The 24,964-nt window shown below is 73.9% G+C and carries 19 protein-coding genes and 1 tRNA gene; 7 read left to right on the forward strand and 13 right to left on the reverse strand.

The window, feature by feature from the left end:
• The first annotated feature begins 136 nt into the window (after positions 1-136).
• Positions 137-592 (forward strand): SSI family serine proteinase inhibitor, encoded by a 456-nt coding sequence (locus ACFY7C_RS25750; protein ID WP_389654700.1) that lies wholly within the window; start codon positions 137-139, stop codon positions 590-592.
• Between the two features lie 153 nt (positions 593-745).
• Entirely contained in the window at positions 746-4,810 is a 4,065-nt protein-coding gene (locus tag ACFY7C_RS25755; RefSeq protein WP_389654702.1) for a PAS domain-containing protein, read from the forward strand.
• 148 nt (positions 4,811-4,958) lie between these two features.
• On the opposite strand, the gene ACFY7C_RS25760 is transcribed toward ACFY7C_RS25755, so the two are convergent.
• The 9 genes from ACFY7C_RS25760 to ACFY7C_RS25800 form a co-directional block, all read right to left on the reverse strand.
• Positions 4,959-6,611, reverse strand: coding sequence for a long-chain fatty acid--CoA ligase (locus tag ACFY7C_RS25760; protein WP_389654704.1), 1,653 nt, complete (start codon positions 6,609-6,611; stop codon positions 4,959-4,961).
• 144 nt (positions 6,612-6,755) lie between these two features.
• The gene (locus tag ACFY7C_RS25765) at positions 6,756-7,409 is read right to left on the reverse strand and encodes a SigE family RNA polymerase sigma factor (RefSeq protein WP_389654706.1); all 654 of its coding nucleotides are present in this window, start codon (positions 7,407-7,409) and stop codon (positions 6,756-6,758) included.
• A 219-nt stretch (positions 7,410-7,628) separates the two neighbouring features.
• A complete protein-coding gene (locus ACFY7C_RS25770; RefSeq protein WP_389654708.1) occupies positions 7,629-8,843 on the reverse strand; it encodes a glycoside hydrolase domain-containing protein in 1,215 nt (404 codons plus the stop codon).
• Positions 8,844-8,895: 52 nt separating this feature from the next.
• The gene (locus ACFY7C_RS25775) at positions 8,896-10,062 is read right to left on the reverse strand and encodes a lipid-transfer protein (protein ID WP_389654710.1); all 1,167 of its coding nucleotides are present in this window, start codon (positions 10,060-10,062) and stop codon (positions 8,896-8,898) included.
• The gene (locus tag ACFY7C_RS25780) at positions 10,059-10,550 is read right to left on the reverse strand and encodes a MaoC family dehydratase (RefSeq protein ID WP_389654712.1); all 492 of its coding nucleotides are present in this window, start codon (positions 10,548-10,550) and stop codon (positions 10,059-10,061) included. Before ACFY7C_RS25780 ends, ACFY7C_RS25775 begins: the two co-directional genes overlap by 4 nt.
• Positions 10,547-11,656 (reverse strand): acyl-CoA dehydrogenase family protein, encoded by a 1,110-nt coding sequence (locus ACFY7C_RS25785; RefSeq protein WP_389654714.1) that lies wholly within the window; start codon positions 11,654-11,656, stop codon positions 10,547-10,549. Before ACFY7C_RS25785 ends, ACFY7C_RS25780 begins: the two co-directional genes overlap by 4 nt.
• 1 nt (position 11,657) lies before the next feature.
• Positions 11,658-12,740, reverse strand: coding sequence for a bifunctional MaoC family dehydratase N-terminal/OB-fold nucleic acid binding domain-containing protein (locus tag ACFY7C_RS25790; RefSeq protein ID WP_389654716.1), 1,083 nt, complete (start codon positions 12,738-12,740; stop codon positions 11,658-11,660).
• A complete protein-coding gene (locus tag ACFY7C_RS25795; protein WP_389654718.1) occupies positions 12,737-13,903 on the reverse strand; it encodes an acyl-CoA dehydrogenase family protein in 1,167 nt (388 codons plus the stop codon). Before ACFY7C_RS25795 ends, ACFY7C_RS25790 begins: the two co-directional genes overlap by 4 nt.
• A gap of 348 nt (positions 13,904-14,251) precedes the next feature.
• Complete coding sequence (locus ACFY7C_RS25800; RefSeq protein WP_389654720.1) at positions 14,252-14,557, reverse strand: hypothetical protein; 306 nt, start codon at positions 14,555-14,557, stop codon at positions 14,252-14,254.
• Between the two features lie 386 nt (positions 14,558-14,943).
• Here ACFY7C_RS25800 and ACFY7C_RS25805 point away from each other — a divergent pair, with 386 nt between their 5' ends.
• Positions 14,944-15,858 carry a bifunctional DNA primase/polymerase gene (locus ACFY7C_RS25805; RefSeq protein ID WP_389654722.1) on the forward strand — a complete coding sequence of 305 codons (915 nt, stop codon included), beginning with the start codon at positions 14,944-14,946 and terminating at the stop codon, positions 15,856-15,858.
• A gap of 32 nt (positions 15,859-15,890) precedes the next feature.
• Here the strand turns inward: ACFY7C_RS25805 and ACFY7C_RS25810 are convergent.
• Positions 15,891-15,977, reverse strand: a tRNA-Ser gene (locus tag ACFY7C_RS25810).
• 120 nt (positions 15,978-16,097) lie between these two features.
• Entirely contained in the window at positions 16,098-17,555 is a 1,458-nt protein-coding gene (locus ACFY7C_RS25815; RefSeq protein WP_389654724.1) for a S1C family serine protease, read from the reverse strand.
• 151 nt (positions 17,556-17,706) lie between these two features.
• Between ACFY7C_RS25815 and ACFY7C_RS25820 the strand changes: the two genes are divergently transcribed.
• The 3 genes from ACFY7C_RS25820 (at position 17,707) to ACFY7C_RS25830 (ending at position 20,470) form a co-directional block, all read left to right on the forward strand.
• Complete coding sequence (locus tag ACFY7C_RS25820; RefSeq protein ID WP_389654726.1) at positions 17,707-18,528, forward strand: glycerophosphodiester phosphodiesterase; 822 nt, start codon at positions 17,707-17,709, stop codon at positions 18,526-18,528.
• 187 nt (positions 18,529-18,715) lie between these two features.
• Positions 18,716-19,321, forward strand: coding sequence for an ATP-binding protein (locus tag ACFY7C_RS25825; protein WP_389654728.1), 606 nt, complete (start codon positions 18,716-18,718; stop codon positions 19,319-19,321).
• A gap of 162 nt (positions 19,322-19,483) precedes the next feature.
• Positions 19,484-20,470, forward strand: a complete 987-nt coding sequence (locus tag ACFY7C_RS25830) for a DUF5926 family protein (RefSeq protein ID WP_389654730.1) — start codon at positions 19,484-19,486, stop codon at positions 20,468-20,470.
• A gap of 230 nt (positions 20,471-20,700) precedes the next feature.
• On the opposite strand, the gene ACFY7C_RS25835 is transcribed toward ACFY7C_RS25830, so the two are convergent.
• Both ACFY7C_RS25835 and ACFY7C_RS25840 read right to left on the reverse strand, forming a co-directional pair.
• Positions 20,701-21,072, reverse strand: coding sequence for a hypothetical protein (locus tag ACFY7C_RS25835; RefSeq protein ID WP_389654732.1), 372 nt, complete (start codon positions 21,070-21,072; stop codon positions 20,701-20,703).
• Between the two features lie 549 nt (positions 21,073-21,621).
• Positions 21,622-22,188, reverse strand: coding sequence for a bifunctional DNA primase/polymerase (locus ACFY7C_RS25840; RefSeq protein ID WP_389655646.1), 567 nt, complete (start codon positions 22,186-22,188; stop codon positions 21,622-21,624).
• A gap of 1,139 nt (positions 22,189-23,327) precedes the next feature.
• Here ACFY7C_RS25840 and ACFY7C_RS25845 point away from each other — a divergent pair.
• Positions 23,328-24,734 carry a PP2C family protein-serine/threonine phosphatase gene (locus tag ACFY7C_RS25845; RefSeq protein ID WP_389654734.1) on the forward strand — a complete coding sequence of 469 codons (1,407 nt, stop codon included), beginning with the start codon at positions 23,328-23,330 and terminating at the stop codon, positions 24,732-24,734.
• Positions 24,735-24,964 lie beyond the last annotated feature (230 nt).

Genomic DNA, 24,964 nt, shown 5'->3' on the forward strand with positions numbered 1-24,964 from the left:
CACCAATCGCTTTCACCGTACTAGCCACCGGGGGCCCAGGGCAAAGCCCTCACCCGGCGCATCCCGGTTGCGCAACGGAGCGCCGCCCGGAGCGTTAGTGAGGGAAGAACGCCCGTCCGCCGCTCCAGGAGTCCGAATGCTGCGTCCCCTCCTCCTCGCGACCGCCGCGACCGTCGCGGCCCTCACCCCCCTCGCGACCGCCGTCCCCGCCGGCGCCACCGGGCTCGGGCCGCTGCCCCCGCTGCCGCTCCTCTCCTCCCCCGACACGCTCACCGTGAGCATCGAGCGCAGCGGGCACTCCGACGCCAACGGGACGTTCGAGCTGGAGTGCGGCGGCACGCCCGGCGGGACGCACCCCGCCGCCGACAACGCCTGCAAGCGGCTCGACCAGCTCGCCAAGGCCGGCGAGAACCCGTTCGCGCCCGTGCCGGAGGACCGGATGTGCACGCAGCAGCACGGCGGGCCGGCCACCGCCCACATCACCGGAAGCTGGCAGGGCCGCACCGTCGACGCCCACTTCTCCCGCGCCAACGGCTGCGAGATCGACCGCTGGGAGAACCTCCGGCCCGTCCTCCCCCGCGTCAAGGCGTGATCACACAACCCCCACCCCATGTCCAGAGGCGGAGCCCCGCCCTCCCTTAGACTCCCTCCGTGACAGGCCGCGGGCCGAGGGGCAAGATGGGGCCGGCCGGCCACTAGGCAAGGGCTGCAGGCACATGCAGTGGTTTCAGGGAGGAAGCGTCTCGTGAGCAGCAGGCCATCCCGAGGCGCTGCTCGCCTCGCAGCCATACTCGACGCGCTCCCCGACGGTCTGGTGCTCGTCAACTGCAACGGCACCGTCGTCAACGCCAACACCATCGCCCTCGGCATGTTCGAGACCCCCGGCACCGCGCTCGTCGGCCGGGGCCTGCTCGACCTGCTGCCGGACTTCGACTCGCGCCTGATCCCCGGTTCGATGCGGCGCCCCGAGGGCGCCGACGACCGGGGCCGCACCCGGCCGACCCGGATGATGGCCCGCCGCACCGACGGCAGCGAGTTCCCGGTCGAGGTGACCAGCGCCAGCCTGGAGGACGGGCGCGAGGCCTACGACTCGTACAGCGGCTACACCGGCGACGAGCTGCTCATGCTGGTCGTACGGGACCTCACCGGCACCCTCGACACCGAGGCGGAGCTCGCCCGCTCCCAGCGCCAGACCGAGATGATCCTGCGCGCCGCGTCCGAGGGCGTCGTCGGCACCGACACCGACGGCCGGGTCGTCCTCGTGAACCCCGCCTTCGCGCAGATCCTCGGCTACCGCGCCACCGAGCTCGGCGGCGCCGAACTGCACCCCCTGATCCTCCCCAAGCGCGCCGACGGCGAGCCCTTCCCGTACGAGGAGTCGGCGCTCGCCGACACCCTCAAGTCGGGCCGCAAGCACCGCGTCCGCGGACAGGTGCTGTGGGCGAAGAACGGCGACCCGGTGCCCGTCGACCTGACCACCGCGCCGGTACGGGACGGGGACCAGCTCGTCGGTGCCGTCATGACCTTCGCCGACCGCAGGCCGTACGCCCAGCTCGCCGAGCGACACGCCGCCGAGCTCGCCGACCAGGCCGAACGGCACACCGCCGAGCTCGCCGACCTGGCCGAGCGGCACGCCACGGAGCTGGAGCAGCGGGCGGCGGAGCTGGCGGAGGAGAAGGAGCGGTACGCGGCGCTCGCCGCCCGGCACGAGCAGCTGACGGCCGTCCTCGGCGAGTCGCTGCGCGGGCCCCTGGAGGAGCTGCGCAGCGAACTCGCCAGCCTCGCCGCCGACGACGCCGGGCAGCTGTGGCCCGAGGCCAACCAGCTGCTGCACCACCTGGCCGCCGGCTACGCCCGGATGACCACCCTCGTCGACAACGTCCTCGGCTACCAGCGGCTCGACGCGGGCACGGAGTCGCTCGACAAGGGCACGGTGCTCCTCGACAGGATCGTGACGGCCGGCATCGACGGGGCCGTGGAGCTGATCGGGCCCGGGCGCGCCCAGTTCGCCGTGCACGCGCCGCCGATCGAGGCCGAGGTCGACGCCGCACGGCTCACCACCGCCCTCGCACACCTGGTGGCGGACGTCGCCGGCGTCGACGCGACCGGCAAGAGCAGCAGGGCCGCGCAGGCCGGCGGCGTGGGCGGGGCGGGCGACACGACGATCGTCGTCGCGGCCGCCCAGCGCGGCGATGTCGTACGGATCGAGGTCCGCGGCCCGTACGCGGGCGGCGACCCCGTCCACCAGCCGATCGTGCGCGGGATCGTCGCCGCGCACGGCGGCGTCGTGCAGACGCACGAGGTGCCGGGCATGACCGGCAGTGCCTACGTGGTGGAGGTTCCGCTCGGCGCCGGACGCGGGACCGTCGCCCCGCCGGCCCAGCCGCAGCGGCCCGAACCGGCCGAGGGCGCGGCCGCCCGTCCCGTACGGCCCGCGCTTCCGGCCCAGGCCTCGCCCTCCCCCGCGGCTGACGGCGGCAGTGGGGGCGGCGCCGCCCTGGCCGCTGCTGCCTCCGACGGTGGTGGCAGCAGCCCGGTCGACGGAGACAACGCGACCGGCGGCGGTGGCCGGCGGCGCGCCCGCCGCGCCTCCACGGACGCGTTCCTGGACAGCCCGCTCTCCCCCGAGGGCGGCCCCCTGCCCGAGCCGACCGGCCGCCGTCGCGGCCGCACGGACGACTCGGCCGGCGCCGATACGGCGGGCGCGGCGGGGACGGCTGGGGCGGCAGGGATGCCCGGGGCTGGTGGAGCGCCGGGGACTGGTGGAGTGCCGGGGACTGATGGGGTGCCGGGTGCGGCCGGGGCTGTGCAGGCTCCGGGGGTGCCGGGTGCTGCCGGGATGCCGGGTGCGCCAGGAGCGCCGGTGACGCCCGGTACTGCGGGGGTGCCGGGTGCACCCGAGCAGGGGGGTGTGCCGGGGGCCCGTGTCGCCCAGGGGACTCATGGGACTGAGGGGGCCGTAGGGACGCCGGGCACACCGGGGGTGCCGGGGACGCCCGGGACGCCGGTCGCTCCAGGAGCCCCGGTCGCTCCCGGGGCGCCTGGCGCTCCTGGGACCGCCGGCACTCCCGGGACCCCTCACACCCCGGCCGATCTGATCCCCGCCCAGAACATGCGCGGGCCCGCGTCCTCCGGTACCGGGCGGCGCCGTGGGCGGCCCGCCGAAGGTTCCGTCGTGACCGCCGCCGAGAGCGCGCAGGGCCGGCCGGCGCTCGGGGACACCGTTCCGCCGCAGGGCGTGCCGGTCGACGCCGCCCCCGCGGCGGCGCTCGCGCTGCCGGCCGTCGCGTCGCCGGAGCCGCCCGCGCCGCAGCCCACCGGGCGCCGTCGGCGTGCCCTGGCCGCCGCGCAGGAGCGGGCCGCCGCGGCCGAGGCCGGACCGCGGACGCCGTTCGCGCTTCCGCCGGCCGACGCCGACCGCGACCCCGCCCACCCCACCGGCCCGGACCACGAGGCCGTACGGAGCGGGTCGCCCGAGGACGAGCACGCGCCGCCGCCGGCGCACCCGATGCCCGCGCGGCCCATGCCCGCGTCCCCGCCCGCCGCCACCACCAGCGGGACCGGCACCGGCTCCGTACCGCTGCCGCCGGAGATCCCGTCGGCCGGTCCGGCGAACGCTCCCGCGCCGAAGGACTCCACGCAGGGACGTGCCTTCAGCGTCCGTACGCTCGGCCAGGGCGTGCCCTTCGTCCGGCCGACCGGCCAGCCGTCGGTCCAGCCGTCGCCGCAGCCGTCGGGCAGGCCGTCGGTTCAGGGACCCCAGACGGCCCCGCCCGGCACCCAGCCCGGGGCGCAGCCCGCGACACCGACGCCGCCGCCCGCCACTCCCTCCGGCCGACGGCGCAAGCTCGGCAACCCCGCGGAGGAGAGCCGTCCGGCGGAGTCCCCGAGCACTCCCGCACCGGCGTCCGGTCCGGCATCGGCGGCCGCGCCCAAGCTCACCCCGGCGCCCGCGCCCGAGGGCCGTGCCTACGCCATAGGGGCGCCCGCCGAGGGTTCGGCGGAGGGGCCGGAGCCGCTGGACGGCCCCGGTGGCGCCGTAGAGGTGTCGAACCAGCCGCTGCCGCAGCCCGTCGACGACGAACTGCCCCCGGAGCCGCTGGACAACCCGCGCCGGCTGCTCGTCTGGCCCGCCCCGGACGTGGCCACGCAGCAGGCGCTGAGCGACCGTGGCTACCGCCCGGTGATCGTGCACTCCCGCGAGGAGGTCGACGCGCAGATCGCCGCCTTCCCGGCCGCGCTCTTCGTCGACCCGCTGACCGGGCCCATCACCCGTACCGCGCTGCAGTCGCTGCGCCAGGCGGCCGTCGCCGCCGAGGTGCCGGTGCTGCTCGCGGCCGGGCTCGGGCAGGCGACGAGGGAGGCGGCGTACGGCGCCGATCCCGCCGTCCTGCTCAAGGCGCTGGCACCGCGGGACAGCGAGCAGCACCCGTCCCGCGTCCTGCTGATCGAGGAGAGCGAGGAGATCGCGCAGGCGCTCGCGGCGACGCTGGAGCGGCGCGGGATGCAGGTGGCGCGGGCGGCGACCGACACGGAGGCGGTCACGCTGGCCGCGCAGATGCGGCCGAACCTGGTGGTGATGGACCTGATGCAGGTGCGCCGCCGCCGGGCCGGGATCATCGACTGGCTGCGGGCCAACGGCCAGTTGAACCGCACCCCGCTCGTCGTCTACACCTCCGCCGACCTCGACGAGGCCGAACTCCCCATGCTCTCCTCGGGGGAGACGGTGCTCTTCCTCGCCGAGCGGTCGACCAGCGCCGAGGTGCAGGCCCGGATCGTCGACCTGCTCGCGAAGATCGGCACCAACTAGACGGACAGACGGAACCGTCGGAACCGTCGGAGCAGACGGAGCAGACGGGCAGACGGAACGGCGCGCGGAAAGCCGCGGGCACGCACGGGTACGCATGGGTACGGGGAGGGCTCTCCAGCCCTCCCCGTACGCGTACGACCGCTCGTCGCTACAGCTGCGTCACGTCCAGCTCGCCGTCCGCGTACTGCCTGCGGATCACCTTCTTGTCGAACTTCCCGACGCTGGTCTTCGGGACGGCCGGCACGATCGCCCAGCGCTCCGGGAGCTGCCACTTGGCGATGCCGCCCTCGGAGGCGAGGAAGGCGCGCAGCTCCTCGTAGTCCGCGCTCGTGCCCTCCTTGAGGACGACGGTCGCGAGCGGGCGCTCGCCCCACTTCTCGTCGGGGACGGCGACGACGGCGGCCTCGGCGACGGCCGGGTGGCCCATGAGCGCGTTCTCGAGCTCGACGGAGGAGATCCACTCGCCGCCGGACTTGATGACGTCCTTGGCGCGGTCGGTGAGGGTGAGGTAGCCGTCGGTGCTGATGACGCCGACGTCGCCGGTCTTGAGCCAGCCGTCCGCGCTGAACTTGTCCTCGGGGCGGAAGGCCTCGCCCTCGGCGCCGCCGTAGTAGGCACCGGCTATCCAGTTGCCGCGGACCTCGAGCTCGCCCGCGGACTCGCCGTCCCAGGGCAGGATCTCGCCGCCGGGACCGACCAGCCGGGCCTCGACGCCGGCCGGGAAGCGGCCCTGGGTGACGCGGTAGGGCCACTGCTCCTCGGCGCTCAGACCGGCCGGCGGGTGGGCCATGGTGCCGAGCGGGGAGGTCTCGGTCATGCCCCAGGCGTGGCAGAGGCGGACGCCCAGCTTGTCGTACGCCTCCATGAGGGAGGGCGGACAGGCGGCGCCGCCGATGGTGACCTGGGCCATGGAGGTCAGGTCGCGGGGGCGGGCGGTGACCTCGGCGAGCAGGCCCTGCCAGATGGTGGGGACGGCGGCGGCATGGGTCGGCTTCTCGCGCTCGATCATCTCGGCGAGCGGGGCCGGCTGGAGGAAACGATCCGGCATGAGCATGTTGATGCCGGTCATGTAGGTGGCGTGCGGCAACCCCCAGGCGAGCACGTGGAACTGCGGCACGACGACCAGGGTCGTGTCCTTGTCGGTGAGACCCATCGACTCGGCCATGTTGACCTGCATGGAGTGCAGGTAGATGGAGCGGTGCGAGTAGACGACGCCCTTGGGGTCGCCGGTGGTGCCGGAGGTGTAGCACATGGCGGCGGCGGTGCGCTCGTCCAGCTCCGGCCAGTCGTACGTGGTGGGGCGGCCGGCGATCAGGTCCTCGTAGTCGTGGACGCGCGGGGCCGCGCCGTCGAGTACGGAGCGGTCGCCGGGGCCGGTCACGACGACGTGCTCGACGGTCGGGAGGTGCGGCAGCAGCGGGGCGAGGAGCGGGAGGAGGGAGCCGTTGACGATGACCACGCGGTCGGCGGCGTGGTTGACGATCCAGACCAGCTGCTCGGCCGGAAGCCGGAGGTTGAGGGTGTGGATGACCGCGCCCATGGCGGGGATCGCGAAGTACGCCTCGACGTGCTCGGCGTTGTTCCACATGAGGGTGGCGACCCGCTCGTCGGCGGTGACTCCGAGTTCGTCGCGCAGGGCGTTGGCCAGCTGTCCGGCGCGGGCACCGGTCTCCGCGAAGGTGCGGCGCTGCGGCTCGGCCTCCCCGGTCCAGGTGGTGATCGTGGACTTCCCGTGGATCCGCATCCCGTGCTCGAGGATGCGGGTGACGGTCAGCGGTACGTCCTGCATGGTGCTCAGCACGGGGCGTCCTCCCGATGGGCGCTACGCGACAGTAGGGTGGCCCCGATTCTGCGCACGTACCGCGCGGTATGTCACTACCCGGGAGTACGGAAATTGCCAGTGATCACTGGCGTAACTGTGGGTAACCCGCGAGGACGAGGGCTCCTACCGTACGGGGGAGAGCTCCGGGTCCTCGCGGAGCTTGCCCAGGGCCCGGGAGACGGCGCTCTTCACCGTTCCCACGGAGACGCCGAGCACCTCGGCGGTCTGCGCCTCGCTCAGGTCCTCGTAGTACCTGAGGACGACCATCGCCCGCTGGCGGTCCGGAAGCCTCATCACCGCACGCCACATCGCGTCGTGCAGCACCTGACGCTCCGCCGGGTCCGGCTCCGGCACCCCTGCGGGCTCCGGCAGCTCGTCGCAGGCGAACTCGTCGACCTTGCGCTTGCGCCACTGCGACGTCCGGGTGTTGAGCAGCGCCCGGCGCACGTAACCGTCCAGGGCGCGGTGGTCCTCGATGCGCTCCCAGGCGACGAAGGTCTTCGCGAGCGCCGTCTGGAGCAGGTCCTCGGCGTCCGACGGGTTCGCGGTGAGCGAGCGAGCGGTGCGCAGGAGGACGGGGCCGCGGGCCCGCACGTACGAGGTGAACGACGGGTACGCGGCGTGCGGCGCGGCGCGGTGAGCGGGGCGGGCCGCAGGACGGGTCGCGGGACGGGTCGCAAGGCCGGCGGTGGGACCGGTCGCGGGGCGGCCGGCGGCCGGGCGGCCGACGGCGGTCGAGGCGCCGGTGCAGACCGGGCCGAGGGGCGGCGGAGTCATGGCTCCACGCTATGAGCGGGCGGCGGCCCCGGGATCGGCCCCAGGTCCCGAACCGCAGTCCCTCTCAGGTTGTAGGGGTGGGGCCCGCCGGACCTCCTGTAGGTGGAGCCGCGCCGCACCGACGTCAGGGTCCCGCAGCCCTTCACCGGCCGGGGAGGGCACGAGGTGCGGGGGTGCGGGATGCGGGTGCGGGATGCGGGTGCGGGTGCGGGTGCGGGGTCAGCGACGCGGGAGGGCGCGGGTGGCGACGCGAACGCGGGCGACGGGGGCGTCGACGACGTTGCGGTCGATCAGCATGCGCCGGCCGCCGTACGTCTCGGTGACATTGCCCGCGTACTGGTGGATCCGGGCGCGCGGCTGCCACGCCGCCGGATGCAGCACGCTCTCGGTGTCGAGCGCGGGCCCGCCCTGCCAGCGCGCGAACCAGATCACCGACGGCAGGTCCTTCGTCCCCGCCCGCCGCTCCCGCTCCAGCTGCCGGACGCCGGTGTCCGCGCTGCTGTAGAAGCCGGGGACGTAACCGAGGCGGCGGACCTCCCGGTTCCACGCGCGGACGAAGCGGACGGTGGTCTCCACGCAGCGGGCGTCATCGGTCCGGTACGCCTCGATGTCCAGGTAGAGCGGACTGGCCGCGTCGAACCCGAGGGCGCGAGCCGCCCGCACCGCGTCCCCCGCCTCCTGGGTGCCCTGGAGCCAGGGGCTGGCGCCGATGGCGTACCGCCGCTTGGCCTCGGCGATCACACACGGAGCCTGCGAGCCGACGAACAGCGGCAGCATCTCCCAGCCCTGGGCGTGCACCGAGGCGACCCAGCCGGGGGTCAGGTGCTCCTGCCTCGGGCAACCTCGGCCACGGCCCCCGAAGTACACCCCGACGGCCCGGTACGGCGAGGAGCGCCAGGCGTTCATCACGGCGAGGGACGGGGCCTCGCACGTGTCGAAGGCCCGCCCGGCGAAGTACCGCGGCACCGCGCCCACCCGGGGCTCGCTTCCGGGCCCGGCGACGCCCCGAGCCTGTGCGGACGAGGCCGGAGCGCCCGAGGCCTGGGCGCCCGAGCCCTGTGCGGACGAGGCCTGGGCGCCCGAGCCCTGGGCCTTCCGGCTCCCCGGCAAGGGCTCGGTCTCCGCCCCGGTCTCGCTCGCCTTCTGGGGCTGGGGCGCCTTCTGCGTCCGGGGCCCCAGGGGCGGCGCCTCCTCCACCGCGGCCGTGAGGAGGGCGGCGACCGCCGCCAGGACGGCCACGGCGCCGGCGAGGGCGGCCCGGGCCGAGACGCGCGTACGGGCGTGGGCGCGGGCGCGGAGGGACGTACGGGCCCGGGCGGGCGGGCGGCCCCGGGAACCGGCCCCGGAGGGAGGGGCGCCGGGAGGGACGCCACGCGAGGGTCCGGGGCCGGTGCGGCGCGGGGCGCTCGGGCGGGACGGCGGGATGTTCTCCATGGCGCGAGTGAAGGGCCACCCGTCCCGCGCGGCCACCGCTGGGGCTCTGGCCTCAGCCGTCCGTGCCCAGGATCAACCCGGACGTGGGAACCCCGGTGCCCGCCGTGACCAGTGTCCGGGCCGCCCCGGGTATCTGGTTCACGGACGTGCCGCGCAGCTGCCGGACCGCCTCCGCGATCCCGTTCATCCCGTGCAGATACGCCTCGCCCAACTGGCCTCCGTGGGTGTTCAGGGGCAGCGCGTCCGCCGCCACGAAGTCGGCCGCCTCGCCCGGCCCGCAGAAGCCGAACTCCTCCAGCTGCATCAGCACGAAGGGCGTGAAGTGGTCGTAGAGGATGCCCACGTCGATGTCCCCCGGCGCGAGACCCGAGCTCCGCCACAGCTGACGGGCCACCACCCCCATCTCCGGCAGCCCGGTCAACCCGTCCCGGTAGAAACTGGTCATCGCCTCCTGGTTGCGTCCGGCGCCCTGCGCCGCGGCCACGATCACCGCGGGCGGACGGCGCAGATCGCGGGCGCGTTCGGTGGAGGTGACGACGATCGCCTGTCCGCCGTCGGTCTCCTGGCAGCAGTCGAGCAGCCGCAGCGGCTCGGCGATCCAGCGGGAGGCGGCATGGTCGGTGAGGGTGATCGGCTTGCCGTGGAAGTACGCGGCGGGGTTGGTGGCCGCGTGGCGGCGGTCGGTGACGGCGACATGACCGAAGGCCTCCGGGGTGAGCCCGTAGGTGTGGAGATAGCGCTGGGCGATCATGGCGACCCAGGAGGCGGGGGTGAGCAGCCCGAAGGGCAGCTGCCAGCCGAGCGCCGCACCCTCCGCGGACGGCTCCCGGTGCTGCACGCCGGAGCCGAAGCGGCGGCCGGAGCGCTCGTTGAACGCCCGGTAGCAGACGACGACTTCGGCGACCCCGGCGGCGACGGCGAGGGCGGCCTGCTGGACGGTGGCGCAGGCGGCGCCGCCGCCGTAGTGGACGCGGGAGAAGAAGGACAGCTCGCCGATGCCGGCGGCCTGGGCGACGGTGATCTCGGGGCTGGTGTCCATGGTGAAGGTGACCAGCCCGTCGACATCGCCGGGCACCAGCCCGGCGTCGTCGAGCGCCGCCTGCACGGCCTCCACGGCGAGGGTGAGCTCGCTGCGGCCCGAGTCCTTGGAGAACTCGGTGGCGCCGATCCCGACGATCGCCGCCCGGCCACCGAGCGCGTCCCGGCTGCGTACGCTCATCGCTCGCCGCCCTCCCCCGACAGGCCCAGGAGCTCGGACCCGGGGTCTGCTGTCCCGAGCCCGGGCAGGTCCGGGGACTCGGGCCCGGACAGGTCCAGGGGCCCGGGCCCCGGCAGCTCCACGGTGACGGTGCCCGTGACGTGGCGGCCCAGACCGTTGGCCCCCACGATCCGCACCCGGGCGAGGGCTCCGTCGACCCCCGTGACCGTGCCGGTCAACGTCATCGTGTCGCCCGGGTAGTTGGGCGCGCCGAGCCGGATGGCGACCTTGCGGAGGACGGCGCTCGGGCCGAAGTGATCGGTGATGTACCGGCCCACCAGACCGTTGGTGGTGAGGATGTTCATGAAGATGTCCGGGGAGCCCTTCTCCCGGGCCAGCTCGGCGTCGTGGTGCACGTCCTGGTAGTCGCGGGAGGCGACGGCCCCGGCGACGATCAGCGTGCGGGTGATCGGGATCGTGAGCGGTGCCAGCTGGTCCCCTGGCTTCATGCGGGCCGTCCTTTCGCGAGCAGGTCGCCCAGTTCGGCGAGGAGTTCGGTGCCGCAGCCCAGATAGGCGTCGAGCTGCCGCCCCCAGAGGAAGTGCCGGTGGACGGGATGGTCGAGGTCGGCGCCCAGGCCGCCGTGCAGGTGCTGGCCGGCGTGGACCACCCGCTTGCCCGCCTCGGAGGCCCACCAGGCCGCCGTCAGGGCGTGCTCGGCGGCGGGAAGCCCCTGGTCGTGCCGCCAGGCGGCCTCGTAGGCGGTGACCCGGATGGACTCCGTGTCCATGTACGCGTCGGCGGCCCGCAGCTGGACCGCCTGGTTCGAGGACAGGGGGCGGCCGAACTGCTCGCGCTCCGAGGTGTACGCGACCGCTCTGGCCAGCGAGCCGGCGCAGACTCCCGCCTGGAGGCCGGCGAAGGCGACCCGGGCGGTGGCGAGCACGTCCTCGTACGCCTCGGGCCCTGGGCCGCCGAGGGGCTCCGCCGGTGTCCCGTCGAGGACGAGCCGCCCCGCCGACCACGGCGCCGTGAGCTCCACGGCGTCGACCGGCCCCAGGTCCTCCCTGCGCACCAGCCACAGGGTCCGCTCCTCGTCCGGCACGAGGACATGAGTGGCATCCCCCAGCCAGGGCACCCATCCGACGCCACCGGTCAGCCGCCCCCGCGCCTCGGTGGCCCGCCCCCTCGAGCCCGGCACCGCCTCGTCCCCGCTCCGCTCCCGGGCGTCGGCCTCCGCCCGTACCGCGCCCGCGCCCTCAGCGGCAGGGAAGGCACCCGTCACCACCGTCGTACCGTCCCGGAGCCCCGGCAGCAGCCGGGCGCGCTGCTCCTCCGTACCGTGCCGGGCGACGGCCAGCAGCCCGTACACCCCGCTCGCCGTGAACGGGACCTGCGCCGTCGTGCGCCCCTGCTCCTCCGCCAGCAGGACGAGGCCGAGCAGTCCGGTCTCCTCGACGGCCTCCAGCAGCCCCGCCCCGCACAGGGCCTTCCACAGCTCGGCGTCCGTCCCCGTGCCGGCGGCGGCGAGCCGCTCGTGCGTGGCGAGGTCGCCGAAGATCCGGGCCGCCAGCTCGCGGGCGGCCTGTTGCTCCTCGGTGGGCGTGAAGTCCATGTCAGTGCTCGCCTCCCGCCCGGAAGACGGGGAGCTCCAGCTCGTCGTCCACCCGGAGGAACTCCAGCCGGACCGGCATCCCGATCCGCACCTTGTCGTACGGCACGCCCACGACGTTGCTGACCATCCGCACGCCCTCGGCCAGTTCGATCAGCCCCACCGCGTAGGGAGGGTCGAAGGCGGGGAAGGGCGGGTGGTGCATCACCACGTACGAGTAGACGGTCCCCTCGCCGCTCGCCTCGACGGTGTCCCACTGTCGGGCCCCGCAGGCGTTGCACCCGGGCAACCAGGGGAAACGGAGCGTCTCGCAGCCGCCGCAGCGCTGGATCAGCAGCCGGTGCTCCGCCACGCCCTCCCAGAAGCCGGCGTTGTCGCGGTTGACGACGGGCCGCGGCCGCCTGGGCTTTGCAGGCTGGGCGGGCGGGGCGGGCTGGGCGAGTGGGGCGGCTTTGCCGGGTTGGGCAAGCGGGTCCGGCTCGGCGGGGCGGGCGGCCGGCGCGTACTTGAGGATGCGGAAGCGATGCCTGCCGGCGAGCGCCCCTCCGGCCCGGACGTCCATGCGCGTGGTGACGAAGTGGCCCGTGCCGAGCCTGGTGGTCTTGCGCGGAGACACGGACTCGATGACGGCGTCGAAGGTGATCGCGTCCCCCGGGCGCAGAGGCCGCAGATACTCCTGCTCGCAGTCGGTGGCGACGACCGAGGTATACCCGGCGCCGTCGAGGAGGGCGGACAGCTCCTCGTACGCCCCCGAGCGGTCCGTGTGACCGGACAGGCCGCCCATCGTCCATGCCTGGAGCATGGTCGGCGGCGCGATCGCCTCCGGCCCCCGGTAGGCCGGATTGGTGTCGCCCATCGCCTCGCACCAGTGCCGGATCATGGGCTCGTTGACGAGGTCCTTGCCCGCGCCGGCGGTGGCGGCGGCCTGCCCCTCGTACCCCTTCAGCCGCTCGTAGAAGGCGTCCGGCTCCTCGGCCGGTCCCTGCCGACCGGATAGCCCCGGCGCCTGCCGCTCCTGCTCCGGCCGGTCCTGCACGGGCCGGTCCCGCTCCGGCCGGTCCCCCCGCTGCTGCTCCGTCGTGCTCATCGGCGCCTCCTCCCCTTCATGCCGAGCCGCATCGTCGCGACGATCTCGCGCTGCACCTCGCTCACCCCTCCCCCGAAGGTGTTGATCTGGGCGGCCCGGTTCATCCGCTCGAGCTCGCCGCCGTCGAACGCTCCCGGCGACCCCGCTCGGACCAGTCCGGCCCCGCCCGCGATCTCCTGACACATTCGGTACACCTCGACCGCCGATTCGGTTCCCGCGAACTTCACCCCGCTCGCGTCGCCGGGGGCCGGACCGCCCGCTTCCACATCCCCCACCAAACGCCAGTTGAGCAGGCGCGTTGCCGCCAGCCGGGCATGTGCCTCGGCGGCCCGAATCCGAATCCACGGCTCGTCAATGCGACGCCTCCCCGTCACCGGATCGGGTGTACAGGCGTGGCGGAGCGCCGACGCGTAGAAGTCCTCGGCCTGCATCCCGATCGCGGCGAGCGCGACCCGCTCGTGGTTGAGCTGGTTGGTGATGAGACCCCAGCCGCCGTTCTCCTCCCCGACCAGGTTCCCGGCGGGGACGCGGATCCCGTCGTAGTAGGTCGCGGTGGTGGTGAGCCCGCCGACGGTCTCGATCGGGGTCCAGGAGAAGCCGGGTGCGTCGGTGGGGACGAGGACGATGGAGATGCCCCGGTGCGGGGGCGCGTCGGGATCGGTGCGGCAGGCGAGCCAGATCCAGTCGGCGTTCTGCGCGTTGGAGGTGAAGATCTTCTGGCCGTCGACGACCCAGGAGTCGCCGTCGCGCACCGCCCGGGTGCGGAGGGAGGCGAGGTCCGTACCGGCCTCGGGCTCGCTGTAGCCGATGGCGAAGACGGCCTCGCCACGAAGGATGCGGGGCAGGAAGGAGGCCTTCTGCTCGTCGGTGCCGTACCTCATCAGGGTCGGGCCGACGGTGTTGAGGGTGACCATGGAGACGGGTGCGCCGGCCCGGTAGGCCTCGTCGAAGAAGACGAACTGTTCGTCGGGGCCGCGGCCCTGGCCGCCGTACGCCTCGGGCCAGCCGATCCCCAGCATGCCGTCGCCGCCGATCCGGCGCAGCAGCGCGCGCTGGGCGGTGGTGTCGGCGGCGGGCGGCGGTCCGTCGGGCATCAGCGCACGGAAGTACGCGCGGAGCTCGGCGCGCAGCCGCAGTTGCCGTTCGGTCGGGGCGAGGTGCACGGCGACGCCTCCCGTCGGGACTCCGGGTCAAGGTTTCTGACTGTCCGTCAGATTCGGGAGCCCTGTCAAGGTCGATGCGCAAGAGCTGCACGGGTGCCACACGAACCCAGGCCGCGCACGAACCCATGCACCACACGAAGTCAGGCCGCGCACGAACCCATGCACCACACGAAGTCAGGCGTCACACGTATGCAGGCGGCGCGCAGACGCCGGCGGCGCACGTACGCAGACGCGGGCGGCCTGCGCGTCAGTCCCGAAGCACCGCCGCGCAGGCCGCCGTTCACCCCTCGATCATTCCCCTACGGATGCCCCCTCACGGGCCCCTCATGGGCATCCCCCACGGGCCGACTACCACCACGGGTAGAAGTTGACCGTCGCGTTGGACTGGCCGATGTTGGTGACGCCCGAGCCGTTCACGCTCGCGGTGTTGTTCTGGTTGGAGGCACCGGATCCGGTCGCCACCTGCTGCGTGGTGGTGGAGTTGCCGTTGTTGTTGCCGGCGACCCCACTGCCGATGATCGTGGCGACGCTCGCATTCGATCCGTCGTTCGCGAATCCTCCGTTGTCGGCCTGGGCCACCCCGGTGAAGAGCGCGGCGGCGAGGGGCAGGGCGGCGGCAGCGGCGAGGACGCGGGCGGTACGGATGCTTGCCATGTCTGTTCCTCCAGGAACTGAAGCTCTGAACTGCTCTAACTACTCGCAAACGCAAGGCGGTTGGCCGGCCGCCTCGGTCGTTGTGCTCGACGTCGCGAGTCCAGAGTTGCCCACCGAATCCCCGGCGAACCACCCCGGAGCAGGCGATTCCCTCCCAGGCGTGAGGACAAGTCGATAAACCTCCTCAGCCTCACCATCCCCCCAGCTCACATGCGTCCCGACCACCACACGGACGAACGGGCACGACCGAGGCTGGGCCGCGCAAGAGGAGAACCGATTCGGCAGCTTTTCAGCCAATCTGCCCCGCAGGCTGACACTCCCCGCCTCCACCCTCTGCGACCATGCCCACCCTCCCCTCGATCGAACTTGTGTGCGAAAATGAATCCATGGCCGCTTCTGCCCGGCAGACCGCTGCCCTGAACCACGCCCTGGCCCTCGCCCACGCCCTGACCGCGGCGGAGCGCGGGCTTCCCGTCATCCCCCTGTCCCGCACCAAGCTGCCGGCCCTGCGCTCACCGCACCGGGGCGAACACCGCTCCGTGCCCTGCCGCGGGGAGTGCGGGCTGCCCGGCCACGGCGTCCACGACGCGACGACCGACCCGGCCGCCGTGCGGGCCCTCTTCACCGCGGCCCCGTGGGCCTCGGGCTACGGGATCGCCTGCGGGCGCCCTCCGCACCGGCTGATCGGGGTGGACCTCGACGTACGGGAGGCCGACGACGAGACCCCGGACGGTACGGACGGGGTGGCCACGCTCGACGAGCTGGCCCGGCGGCACGGATTCACCGTCCCGCCCACCGTCACGGTCCTCACCCCCGGCGGCGGCCGGCACCTGTGGCTGACCGGCCCGCCCGACGTCGTGGTCCCCAACTCCGCGGGCCGCCTCGCCCCCGGCGTCGACATCCGGGGCTCCGGCGGCTACCTGGTCGGGCCCGGCTCGATCACCCCGCGCGGCACGTACCGGCTCGCCACCGGCACGGCCGACCTCTCCCCCGCACCCTGCCCGCCCGCCCTGCTCACCCTGATCGCCCCGCCACCACCCCCGCCCCCTCCGGACCACCCGGTCCCACCGGGCCCGGCCGCCACCGAGGGCCTGATCCGCTTCGTCCTCGCCTCCCCGCGCGGCCAGCGCAACACGCGCCTCTTCTGGGCCGCCTGCCGCGCCTACGAGAACGGCGCCCCGGCCCCCCTCCTCGCCGCCCTCACCACCGCGGCCCTCACCACGGGCCTCCCGGAACCGGAGATCCAGGCCACCCTGGCCTCAGCGGCCGCGATCACGTCCCGGGACGAGAAAGGCCCCTGACCAGGTGACTGGTCAGGGGCCGTTCGTCCACGCGGTGGGTGTGGGATTTGAACCCACGGAGACATCGCTGCCTCGACGGTTTTCAAGACCGTTCCCTTAGGCCGCTCGGGCAACCCACCCACGCCCCGCCTCACCTGGCGCGGAGCGGCTACAGCCTACCGGCTGGGCGGGCCGGCCGGGTCCGTCGTTGTATGCCGCCCGGAGCCGATCGGTCGCTGGGGCGGGGTGGGTGGGTGGGGTCAGTTGTCGCCGGTCCGTTCGCCCAGGGTGACCGTGGCGGTGGCGGGCTTGCCGGCGCGTTCGTAGGTGATCTTGACGGTGTCGCCGGGCTTGTGGGTCCAGATCTCGCTGATCAGGGTGGGGCCGCTGTCGATCTGGCGGTCGTCGAGGCCGGTGATGACGTCACCCGGCTTCAGGCCGGCCTTGGCCGCGGGGCCGTTCGGGGCGACGGCGGGGGTGCCGCCGGAGCCCTGGTCGGCGATGGTGGCGCCCTCGCCCTTGTCCTGCATGTTCACCGTGGCACCGATGACGGGGTAGACGGGCTTGCCCGTCTTGATCAGCTGCTCGGCGACGTTCTTGGCCTGGTTGACCGGGATGGCGAAGCCGAGGCCGATCGAGCCCGCCTGGGACTGGCCGAAGCCGCTGCCCGCCGACTGGATCGCGGAGTTGATGCCGATCACGGCGCCGCTCGCGTCGAGCAGCGGGCCGCCGGAGTTGCCCGGGTTGATCGAGGCGTCGGTCTGCAGAGCGCTCATGTACGAGTTCTTGCCGCCGGAGCCGTCGCCGGAGGCCACCGGGCGGTCCTTGGCGCTGATGATGCCGGTGGTGACCGTGTTCGACAGGCCGAAGGGCGCGCCGATCGCGATGGTCGAGTCGCCGACGGCGACCTTGTCGGAGTCGCCCAGCGGCAGCGGCGCGAGGTTCGACGGGGCGTTCTTCAGCTTCAGTACGGCCACGTCGTAGCCCTCGGCTCGGCCGACGACCTCCGCGTCGTACGACTTGCCGTTGGAGAAGGTCACGGAGAGCGTGCCGCCCTCCGCCGCGGACGCCACCACGTGGTTGTTGGTGACGATGTGGCCTTCCTTGTCGTAGACGAAGCCGGTGCCCGTGCCGCCCTCGCCCTCCATGGCTCCGGAGTTGGCCTGGATGGTGACGACGCTCGGCAGCGCCTTGGCCGCGACGGCGGCGACGGTGCCCGGGTCGCGCTTGAAGGAGGCGGGGGAGTCGCCCGAGGAGACCGTGGTCGAGCTGGTGGTGGCGGTGTCCCGCTCGGACGCCGCCCAGTAGCCGATGCCGCCGCCCACTCCGCCGGCGACCAGGGCCGCGACGAGGACGGCCGCCACGAGGCCGCCGGCGCGCTTGCGCGGGGCCTCGGGGGTGGGCGGCACGGGCGCGGCCCAGGCCGGGGTCACGGGCGGGGCGGGAGGCCAGCCGCCCGCCGGGTCCGGGGCCGGAGCGGGGGCCGGGGCAGGGGTCCGGGCGGGAGCCGGGGAGGGAGGCTGCACCGGCTCCTGGGCCGCCGTCACCGGCTCGGCCGAGGGCGGGGTCGGGGGCGAGGTCGCCGGCTCAGTCGTGGGCGAGGTCGCCGACTCGGTCGAGGGCGGGGTCGGGGGCGCGGGGGGTGCCGGGGGCGTGGGAGGGGTGGCCGGGGCGCTCCCGTCCGCCGGAACCGCCGCGCCCTCGTTCTCGGTGCTCACAGCTCTCTCCTCGTTCACTGTCCACGTCCACTCGTCGCACGATCGCTGGGATCAGCTTTTCCCACAGCGCGTCAGGCCACTGTAAGCCGGAGCTGTGCGTCCGCACTCGATTGTTTATATAGGGCATAACGGGCGCCCTTACCATGACGCGGTGACCCACGCACCGCAGCAACCGAACCGCCTCCCCGTCCAGGTGGTCGCCCACCGCGGAGCCTCCGAGGACGCCCCCGAGCACACGCTGGCCGCCTACGTGAAGGCCATCGAGGACGGCGCCGACGCCCTGGAGTGCGACGTCCGGCTCACCGCCGACGGCCATCTCGTCTGCGTCCACGACCGCCGCGTCAACCGCACCTCCAACGGGCGCGGCGCCGTCTCCGCGCTTGAACTCGCCGATCTCGCGGCCCTCGACTTCGGCACCTGGAAGGGACGCGAGGAGGCCGGCGAGATCCCCGACTGGGGCGATCCGGGAGCCACCTCCGTCCTCACCCTCGAACGGCTCCTGGAGCTGGTCTCGGACGCCGGCCGCCGCGTCGAGCTGGCCATCGAGACCAAACACCCCACCCGCTGGGCCGGGCAGGTCGAGGAGAAACTGCTCCAGCTGCTCGACCGCTTCGGGCTCGCCGCGCCCGCCGCGCCCGAGGACTCCCCCGTACGCGTCATGAGCTTCTCGGCCCGCTCGCTCCACCGGATCGCGGTGGCCGCGCCGACCATGCCCACGGTCTCCCTCTCCCAGTTCGTCACGCCGCGGCTGCGCGACGGCCGGCTGCCGGCCGGTGCGCGGATCGCGGGCCCGTCGATCCGGATCGTGCGCCACAACCCGGCCGTGATCCTGCGGCTGCAGAAGGCCGGTCACCAGGTGCACGTCTGGACCGTGGACGAAGCGGAGGACGTGGAGCTGTGCGAACGGCTCGGCGTGGACGCGATCATCACCAACCGGCCGAAGCAGGTGCTGACCCAACTCGGCCGCCTCTAGACCGCGTCCGGAGGCCCCCCGCCTCCCCGGATGTCCCCGGCCGTCCCTACGGTCACGCCGCCCGCGCCGGCTCTGCGGGGCTCCGCGCCGCACCCGCCTCCTGCGGCCGTGACGCCCCTTGTGCACCACCCGTCACACAGGTGAGGGGTGTGCACCGGCGCGTTCGGAACGTACGCGATCGTCACGAGTGCGTCACCGGAGGCGGACTGGCCGGTTTCCGGTCCAGGCCATTGGGGCATTCACCACGTGGCGTGGGGCAAAGGAGGTCTCGGGGGTGGCGTTGGTGATGGCACAGGAGGTGCCCACGTCGTCGAGCATGGCCGTACCCCATGGCCCTGCGGGCGTGGGCAAGGCGCGACACCGGATGCGGGAGCAGCTGAGCCGCAGCGGGATGTCCGAAACGGTCGTCGACGACGCGGTACTGATCCTTTCGGAACTGCTGAGCAACGCCTGTCGGCACGGGAGACCGCTGGGCCGCGACGCGGACGTGGGCGAAGGCGACGTCCGCGCGGCCTGGAGCGTCGACAAGGCCGGCGGTCTGACGGTCGAGGTGACGGACGGCGGTGGTCCGACCCGGCCCGTTCCGGCCACCCCGTCGGTCACCGCGCGCGGCGGCCGCGGGCTGAACATCATCAGCGCGCTCGCCCAGGACTGGGGCGTACGGGACAGCGCGACGGGCGAGGTCACCGTGTGGGTGGTGGTCACCGAGGGACATCGCCGCGAGGACTTCGCGGCGCGGGTCGGCGGCGGCTCCGGACTCGACTTCCTGGACGCGTACGACGATCTGGAATAAGAGGCGGGGGTACGGAGTACGTCCGGACGGGCGGACCGCCCACTCGGTCCGCCCGCTCGGCCCCGCACGGTGGAAGCCGTACCGGCCTCCCGGCATGCGGCACCGCGTACGGCTAGGCTCGCGCCCGACACAGCACCGCCGCGATCGGGAGAAAGCCACACCATGGCCAAGAAGCGCCCCCAGACGAAGCCCGGCAAGGCCGGCACGACCGGCCAGGCACAGGTCACGAACGGGGAGATCCCGGTCGTCGGCGCGCGCGAGCCCTGCCCCTGCGGTTCGGGCCGCCGCTACAAGGCGTGCCACGGCCGGGCCGCCGCGCACGCCGTGACCGAGCTCGTCCAGCGTCCCTTCGAGGGGCTGCCGGGCGAGTGCGACTGGGTCGCCCTGCGCGAGCTGGTCCCCGCCGCGACCGCGCCGCTCACGCTCAAGGGCGGGCTGCCCGAGGGCGTGCCGTCCGTGACGCTGGCGACCGTGCTGCCGATGGCCTGGCCCGCGCTGCGCCGCGACGACGGCTCCGTGCTGCTCGCGCTGCAGAACGACACTTCCTCCGGCGACCTGTCCCGCGACCTCGCCGACACCCTGGAGCGCGCGCTCGTGGCCGAGCCCGGGACGCCGGTCGCCCCCCGTCGCGTACCGGCGGAAGGGCCGCGGCTCCAGGATGTGCTCGACCTGGACAGCGATTTTGCGCCGGACGTGCACTCCGGTTTCGAATTCTGGATTCCGGAGTCGGCGGACAATTCCAACCCCGAGGTCGCCGCCTCCCTGGAGCGCGCCAACGCCGCCGCCATCCCCACCGTGAAGCTGGCCGGCGTCGACTCGGCGTACTGGTGCGAGACCCCGGACAAGAACCACCTGCGCTGGGTCATGCCGCACCCGGAGGAGAAGCTGCTCGACGCGCTGGCCCGGCTGCAGGCCGCGGGCACGTCCTCGCTCGGCCCCGACACCCGCCTCGTGGGCTCGTTCCGGGCGCACGGCCTCATGGTTCCGGTGTGGGACCTGCCGACCTCCATGACGGCGGAGGACTGCGAGAAGCCCGCCGCCGAGTTCGCCGAGCGGCTCGCCGAGGCCCTCGCCTCGGACGCCCCGCTGAGCACCGAGGAGCGCCGGGCGCGCGGCGGCCTCACCAACCGTCAGGTGACGCTCAGCTGATACCCCGCACGGTATCCGTGACTGACAGACCGACCAGTCGGTGATGTCCGCCACAACCCCTCGTCCGGGGGGCTAAATCCCTGTCCGAATAACCGAGATCGAATTTGCGAACGGCAGATCTCTTGTTACCGTTCTTGAAGCCCGGTCGCTGGTGCATCCCCCGTCGCCAGCGACCGGGTCTTCTCATGCCCGGGGATCCTCCCGGAAGACCGCGGCGCTCGGCGCGCGGCTCAACTCCCGTCCCCCTCCGGGGCGTTGCTTCCCGAGCGCAGCAGCAGCGGCGCCTCGCCGTCCTCTCCGGCCCCGGCGAATTCCGACACGGCCGAATATCCGTCGGCGGCTGGGCGACTGCGCTCCCTCGGCGTCTCGCACGTTCCCGGCTCGTCCCGCGCCTCGACCGCGCACCGCACCTGTACGGTCCGCCCGCCGGGGGCCATCAGAGTGAGGACCGCATCGAGCTCCTGGCCCGTCGTGTTGCGGTAGTACGTACGCGCCCAGGTGTCGGCGCCCTCGGTCACCACGCAGGTCTGCGCCTCGACGCCGTCGGGTGAGGCGAGTTCCGGCCCACATCGCGTGGCGGCGGGCAGGGGATCGGAGGCCAAGGAGCCCGCGGAAGCCGAGGAACCCGCACGAGAAGGGTCGAGCCCCAGATCCGAGAGCAGTTCCTTCGGCTTCGCGTCATCGGACGAGTCGGCGGTGCCGGACGCGGCGGACGTCCCGGACCCCCGGGAGGCGCCGGACGCGCCCGACCGGCCGGAAGCCCCTGCCGCGCCCGAAGCCCCTGCCTCGCCGGAAGCCCCTGCCTCGCGGGCAGCAGCGGCAGCAGGCGCAGCACCGGACGATTCCCCCGTCCGGTGCGCGGTGGGGCCGGCCGACGCGGCGATCGGCACCAGCACGGCGATCACCACGGCGGCGCCGAGCCCCAGACCACGAAGCTTCGCCGGACTCATGCGCCCCATACGTCGGTCCACCCGCTTCTCCGGAACGGATCCTCGGACCCTCGGAACGGATCCTCCCGGCGAAGATAACGGCGGCCGGCGGTCTCCCGGCCGGCCGCGCGCCCGTTTCCCCTGGATGCCGGGGTGTTCCACACCCGTTCGAGTGAAGCGGGCCGGGCGGCTTCGGCGGGCCGGACGGGCCGGGCGGGCCGGTCAGTACGCGAGTCTGCTGCCGCCGCCCGGCGTGCTGGAGCTCGCCTCGACCAGCGCGTCCACCACGGCCTCCACGTCCGGCAGCCACGGCCGCGCGGAACCCTCCAGCGGTGCCCGCTCCCAGCGGACCTGACCGGTCCCGGTGGTCGAGGGCGGCAGTGGCAGATAGCCGCCGTCGCCGTGGAAGCGCAGCGAGCTGGGCACGCTGTCCTTCGCGTAGAGGAGCTCGCCGAGCCGTTCGAGGTCGTACGGGGCGACGAGGATCGCCCAGCGGGTGGGCGTGGCCACGACCGGGCCGAGCCGCATGCCCTGCGCGTCGAGCGCGGCGAGCGCCCGGGCGCCGGCGACGGCCGGCAGGCTCACCGCGCAGGGCGCGCGGCCACCGGTGGCGAGCAGGACCGGCGCCTCGGGGCGGCTGCTCCACCACCAGCGGATCATGCGGGCGTCGGTGGTGGCCGCGAGGAGGCCCGGGTCGAAGGGGTGGGCGCCGGGCACGACGCATTCGGGGTCGGGACAGGCGCAGCTCGCGGCGGCAGCGCCGGCCGCGCGGGGGGCGCCCGCGGGCACCTCCGCCGGGCCGGAGCCCGTGGCACCGGAGGCCGTCACGCCGGAGCCCGTGGCACCCGAGGCCGCGCCCCCGGCGCCCGGCGCCCGGGCGCCCGTCCATCCGGCCGCCGACGCGCCCGCCCTCAGCCACCCGGCCACCCATGAGTCGGCGCCCCGCGCCAGGACCGCCCGCAGCCGCTCCCCCCGGGAAGCCACCGACGGGCCGCCCGCCGCACCGAACACCGAACCGAACACCGGGTCCGCGCCCTCGCCCTCGGCCTCCGTCGTCACCGATCCGGCCGTCCGCCGTCCGGTCGTCCGCAGGCCCACGCCGGGCAGAACCGGCCAGTCCCACGCGGTGGCGTACAGGAGCGCGGCGTCGGCGGGGCCGGGGGTGGCCCGCGCCCGGCCTCTCGGCTGTGCGCCCTGCGTGTGCTCCGCGCTCTCCATGTTCTCCGTGCCCGCCTTGCGCTGCGCGCGCCCGAACCGGAGCCTGCGTCGCCTTCCGAGGATCTCGCGCATGAGCGCTCGTTCCTTTCCGTTGAACGCCGAATCCACCTCACACACGTGCACCACGTGTCGAATCACACCACGTGCACGTCTCTTCACCGTGCGTATCACCGCGCGTCAGCGCGTACGAGCTGCGCCCGAGCCGGACTGCGCTCCCGGCGATCTTCCGAGCGACCTTCAAGCGATCTTCCCGAGCGATCTTTCGGAGCGATCTTTCCGGGCGGTCTTTTCGGGCGGTCTTTCCAGGCGGTCGTTCCAGGCGGTGGTCCTGCCGGAACACGTTCCCCGCCACTCGGGGTAGGGGTGCGGCCTGCGGTGATGAGGACGCTCGGGTTCCGCGTCCGTATTCCAGGGGCGTCTCCAACTGCCCCTGCCCGTCACCGATTACGTACCCGTCACGCTCGGAATGACGCTCTTTCAAACGACGCCAGTCGACCGCAAATGGTGCACACTGGGGGCAATTTTCGGCCAACTTCCCCTACTCTTCAACCCTCTCGTCGTATCTCACGGACACCAGAAGTCCCATGGTGACAATGCTGGACATCACTCCACATGTGCGTGTAGATGTGGATCGATGGATAGCGGCGCAGAATGACTTGGGGGTTTGCGATGCTATTGCATGAAACGCGCAGGTCGGAAAGCCGGGTGCCATGACTACACCTCGTGCGCCGAAAGTGGCCGGAATCGATTCCACTGTTCCTTCTCCCCCGCACACTGCGGCGCCCGCCGCCCCCATCCCGTCACTGCCGTCCGGAGAGCCGGCCCCGGGCGGGCTGCTCCAGGACCGCCTCGCCGGCTGGGTCTCCGACCTCACCCTCCTCCAGGAACACACCGAGTCCCTGATCAGGACCGCGTCCCTCGACGACGCCCTGCACGAGGTGCTGCGCGCCGGTGCCTCGCTCGTCGGGGCCCGCCGTGGCATGGCCGTCCTCGAACCCGCCGACGGCCTCGGTCCCGCCACCACCGTCGGCCTCGGCCTCGCCCACGCCGAGCTCGGCACCATCGAGACCGTGCCCCGCAGCGTCACCTCGTACGGCCGGATCCTCGACGGGCTCGACCCGCTGCCCGAAGGCGCCCTGCCCCGCCCGGTCGCCATCCCCGACCTGCGCGGCGCGGAGGACCTCGACCCGCGCCACCGCGAGGTCGCCGCCCGGCTCGGCTACGCGGCCAGCTACGCCCTGCCGCTCGCCACCGAGAAGGCCGGGAGGCTCGGAGCCGTCGTCTGGCTGTACGACGAGCCCGCCGAACCCGCCGAACGCCAACGCCACCTCGTCGGCCTCTACGGCAGGTTCGCCACCGAACACCTGGCCCGCCTCCTGGAGGTCGAGCGGGCCCGCGCCCAGGTCGCCACCGTCGCCGAGGAGCTGCTGCCCAGCCGGCTGCCCCGGGTCGCGGGCGTGCAGCTCGCCGCCCGGCACCGCACCGGCCCGCGTGGCGGCGGCGACTGGTACGACGCCCTGCCGCTGCCCGAGGGCGCCCTCGGTCTGGCCGTCGGCTCGGTCAGCGGAAGCGGACCGAGCGCGCTGGCCGCCATGGGCCGGCTGCGGGCGTCCCTGCGCGCGTACGCCGTGATGGAGGGCGAGGACCCGGTCGCCGTCCTCTCCGACCTGGAACTGCTGCTCCGCCTCACCGAACCGGCCCGCTCGGCGACCGCGCTCTTCGCCTACTGCGAGCCGCAGGCGCGCCGGATCGTCCTGGCCGGGGCCGGGCACACCCCTCCGCTGGTCGTCGGCGAGCACCGCACCGAGTACGTGGAGACCTCGCTCTCCGCCCCGCTGGGCATGCTGGCCTGCTGGGAGGCACCCAGCGTCGAGCTGTCACCCGCGCCCGGAGAAACGGTGCTGCTCTACACCGACGGACTGCTCCGGCGCACCGGCGATCCCATGGACCGGGCCTTCGCACGGCTGCACGCCGCCGCGGCGAGCGTGCCGCAGGCGGACCGGGCCGACCCGGGCGCCGTCGCCGACCACGTCCTGCGGACCGTGCTCCCGGAGGGCCTGGACGCGCCCGGGGCCGACGGCGAGGACGTGGTCCTGCTCGCGGCGCGCTTCGAATGAGCGCCGCGCCGGCCCGTTTCGAGTGAGCGGCGCGCTTCAAGCGAGCGGCGCGCTTCAAGCGAGCGGCGCGCTTCAAGCGAGCGGCGCGCTTCGAGTGACCACGGACACGGCCCCTCCGCCTCGCCCCGCCGCACCGAGGGCTCCGGTGACCCCTCGGTGACCCTCCGGTAATGGGTCTTCCACCTCTGGGCCCCTTCCGCACGACCGTACGATGGTGAAGGTTCAGTGTC

It is taken from the genome of Streptomyces sp. NPDC012769 (genome assembly GCF_042901205.1).
Taxonomy (GTDB): Bacteria; Actinomycetota; Actinomycetes; order Streptomycetales; family Streptomycetaceae; genus Streptomyces.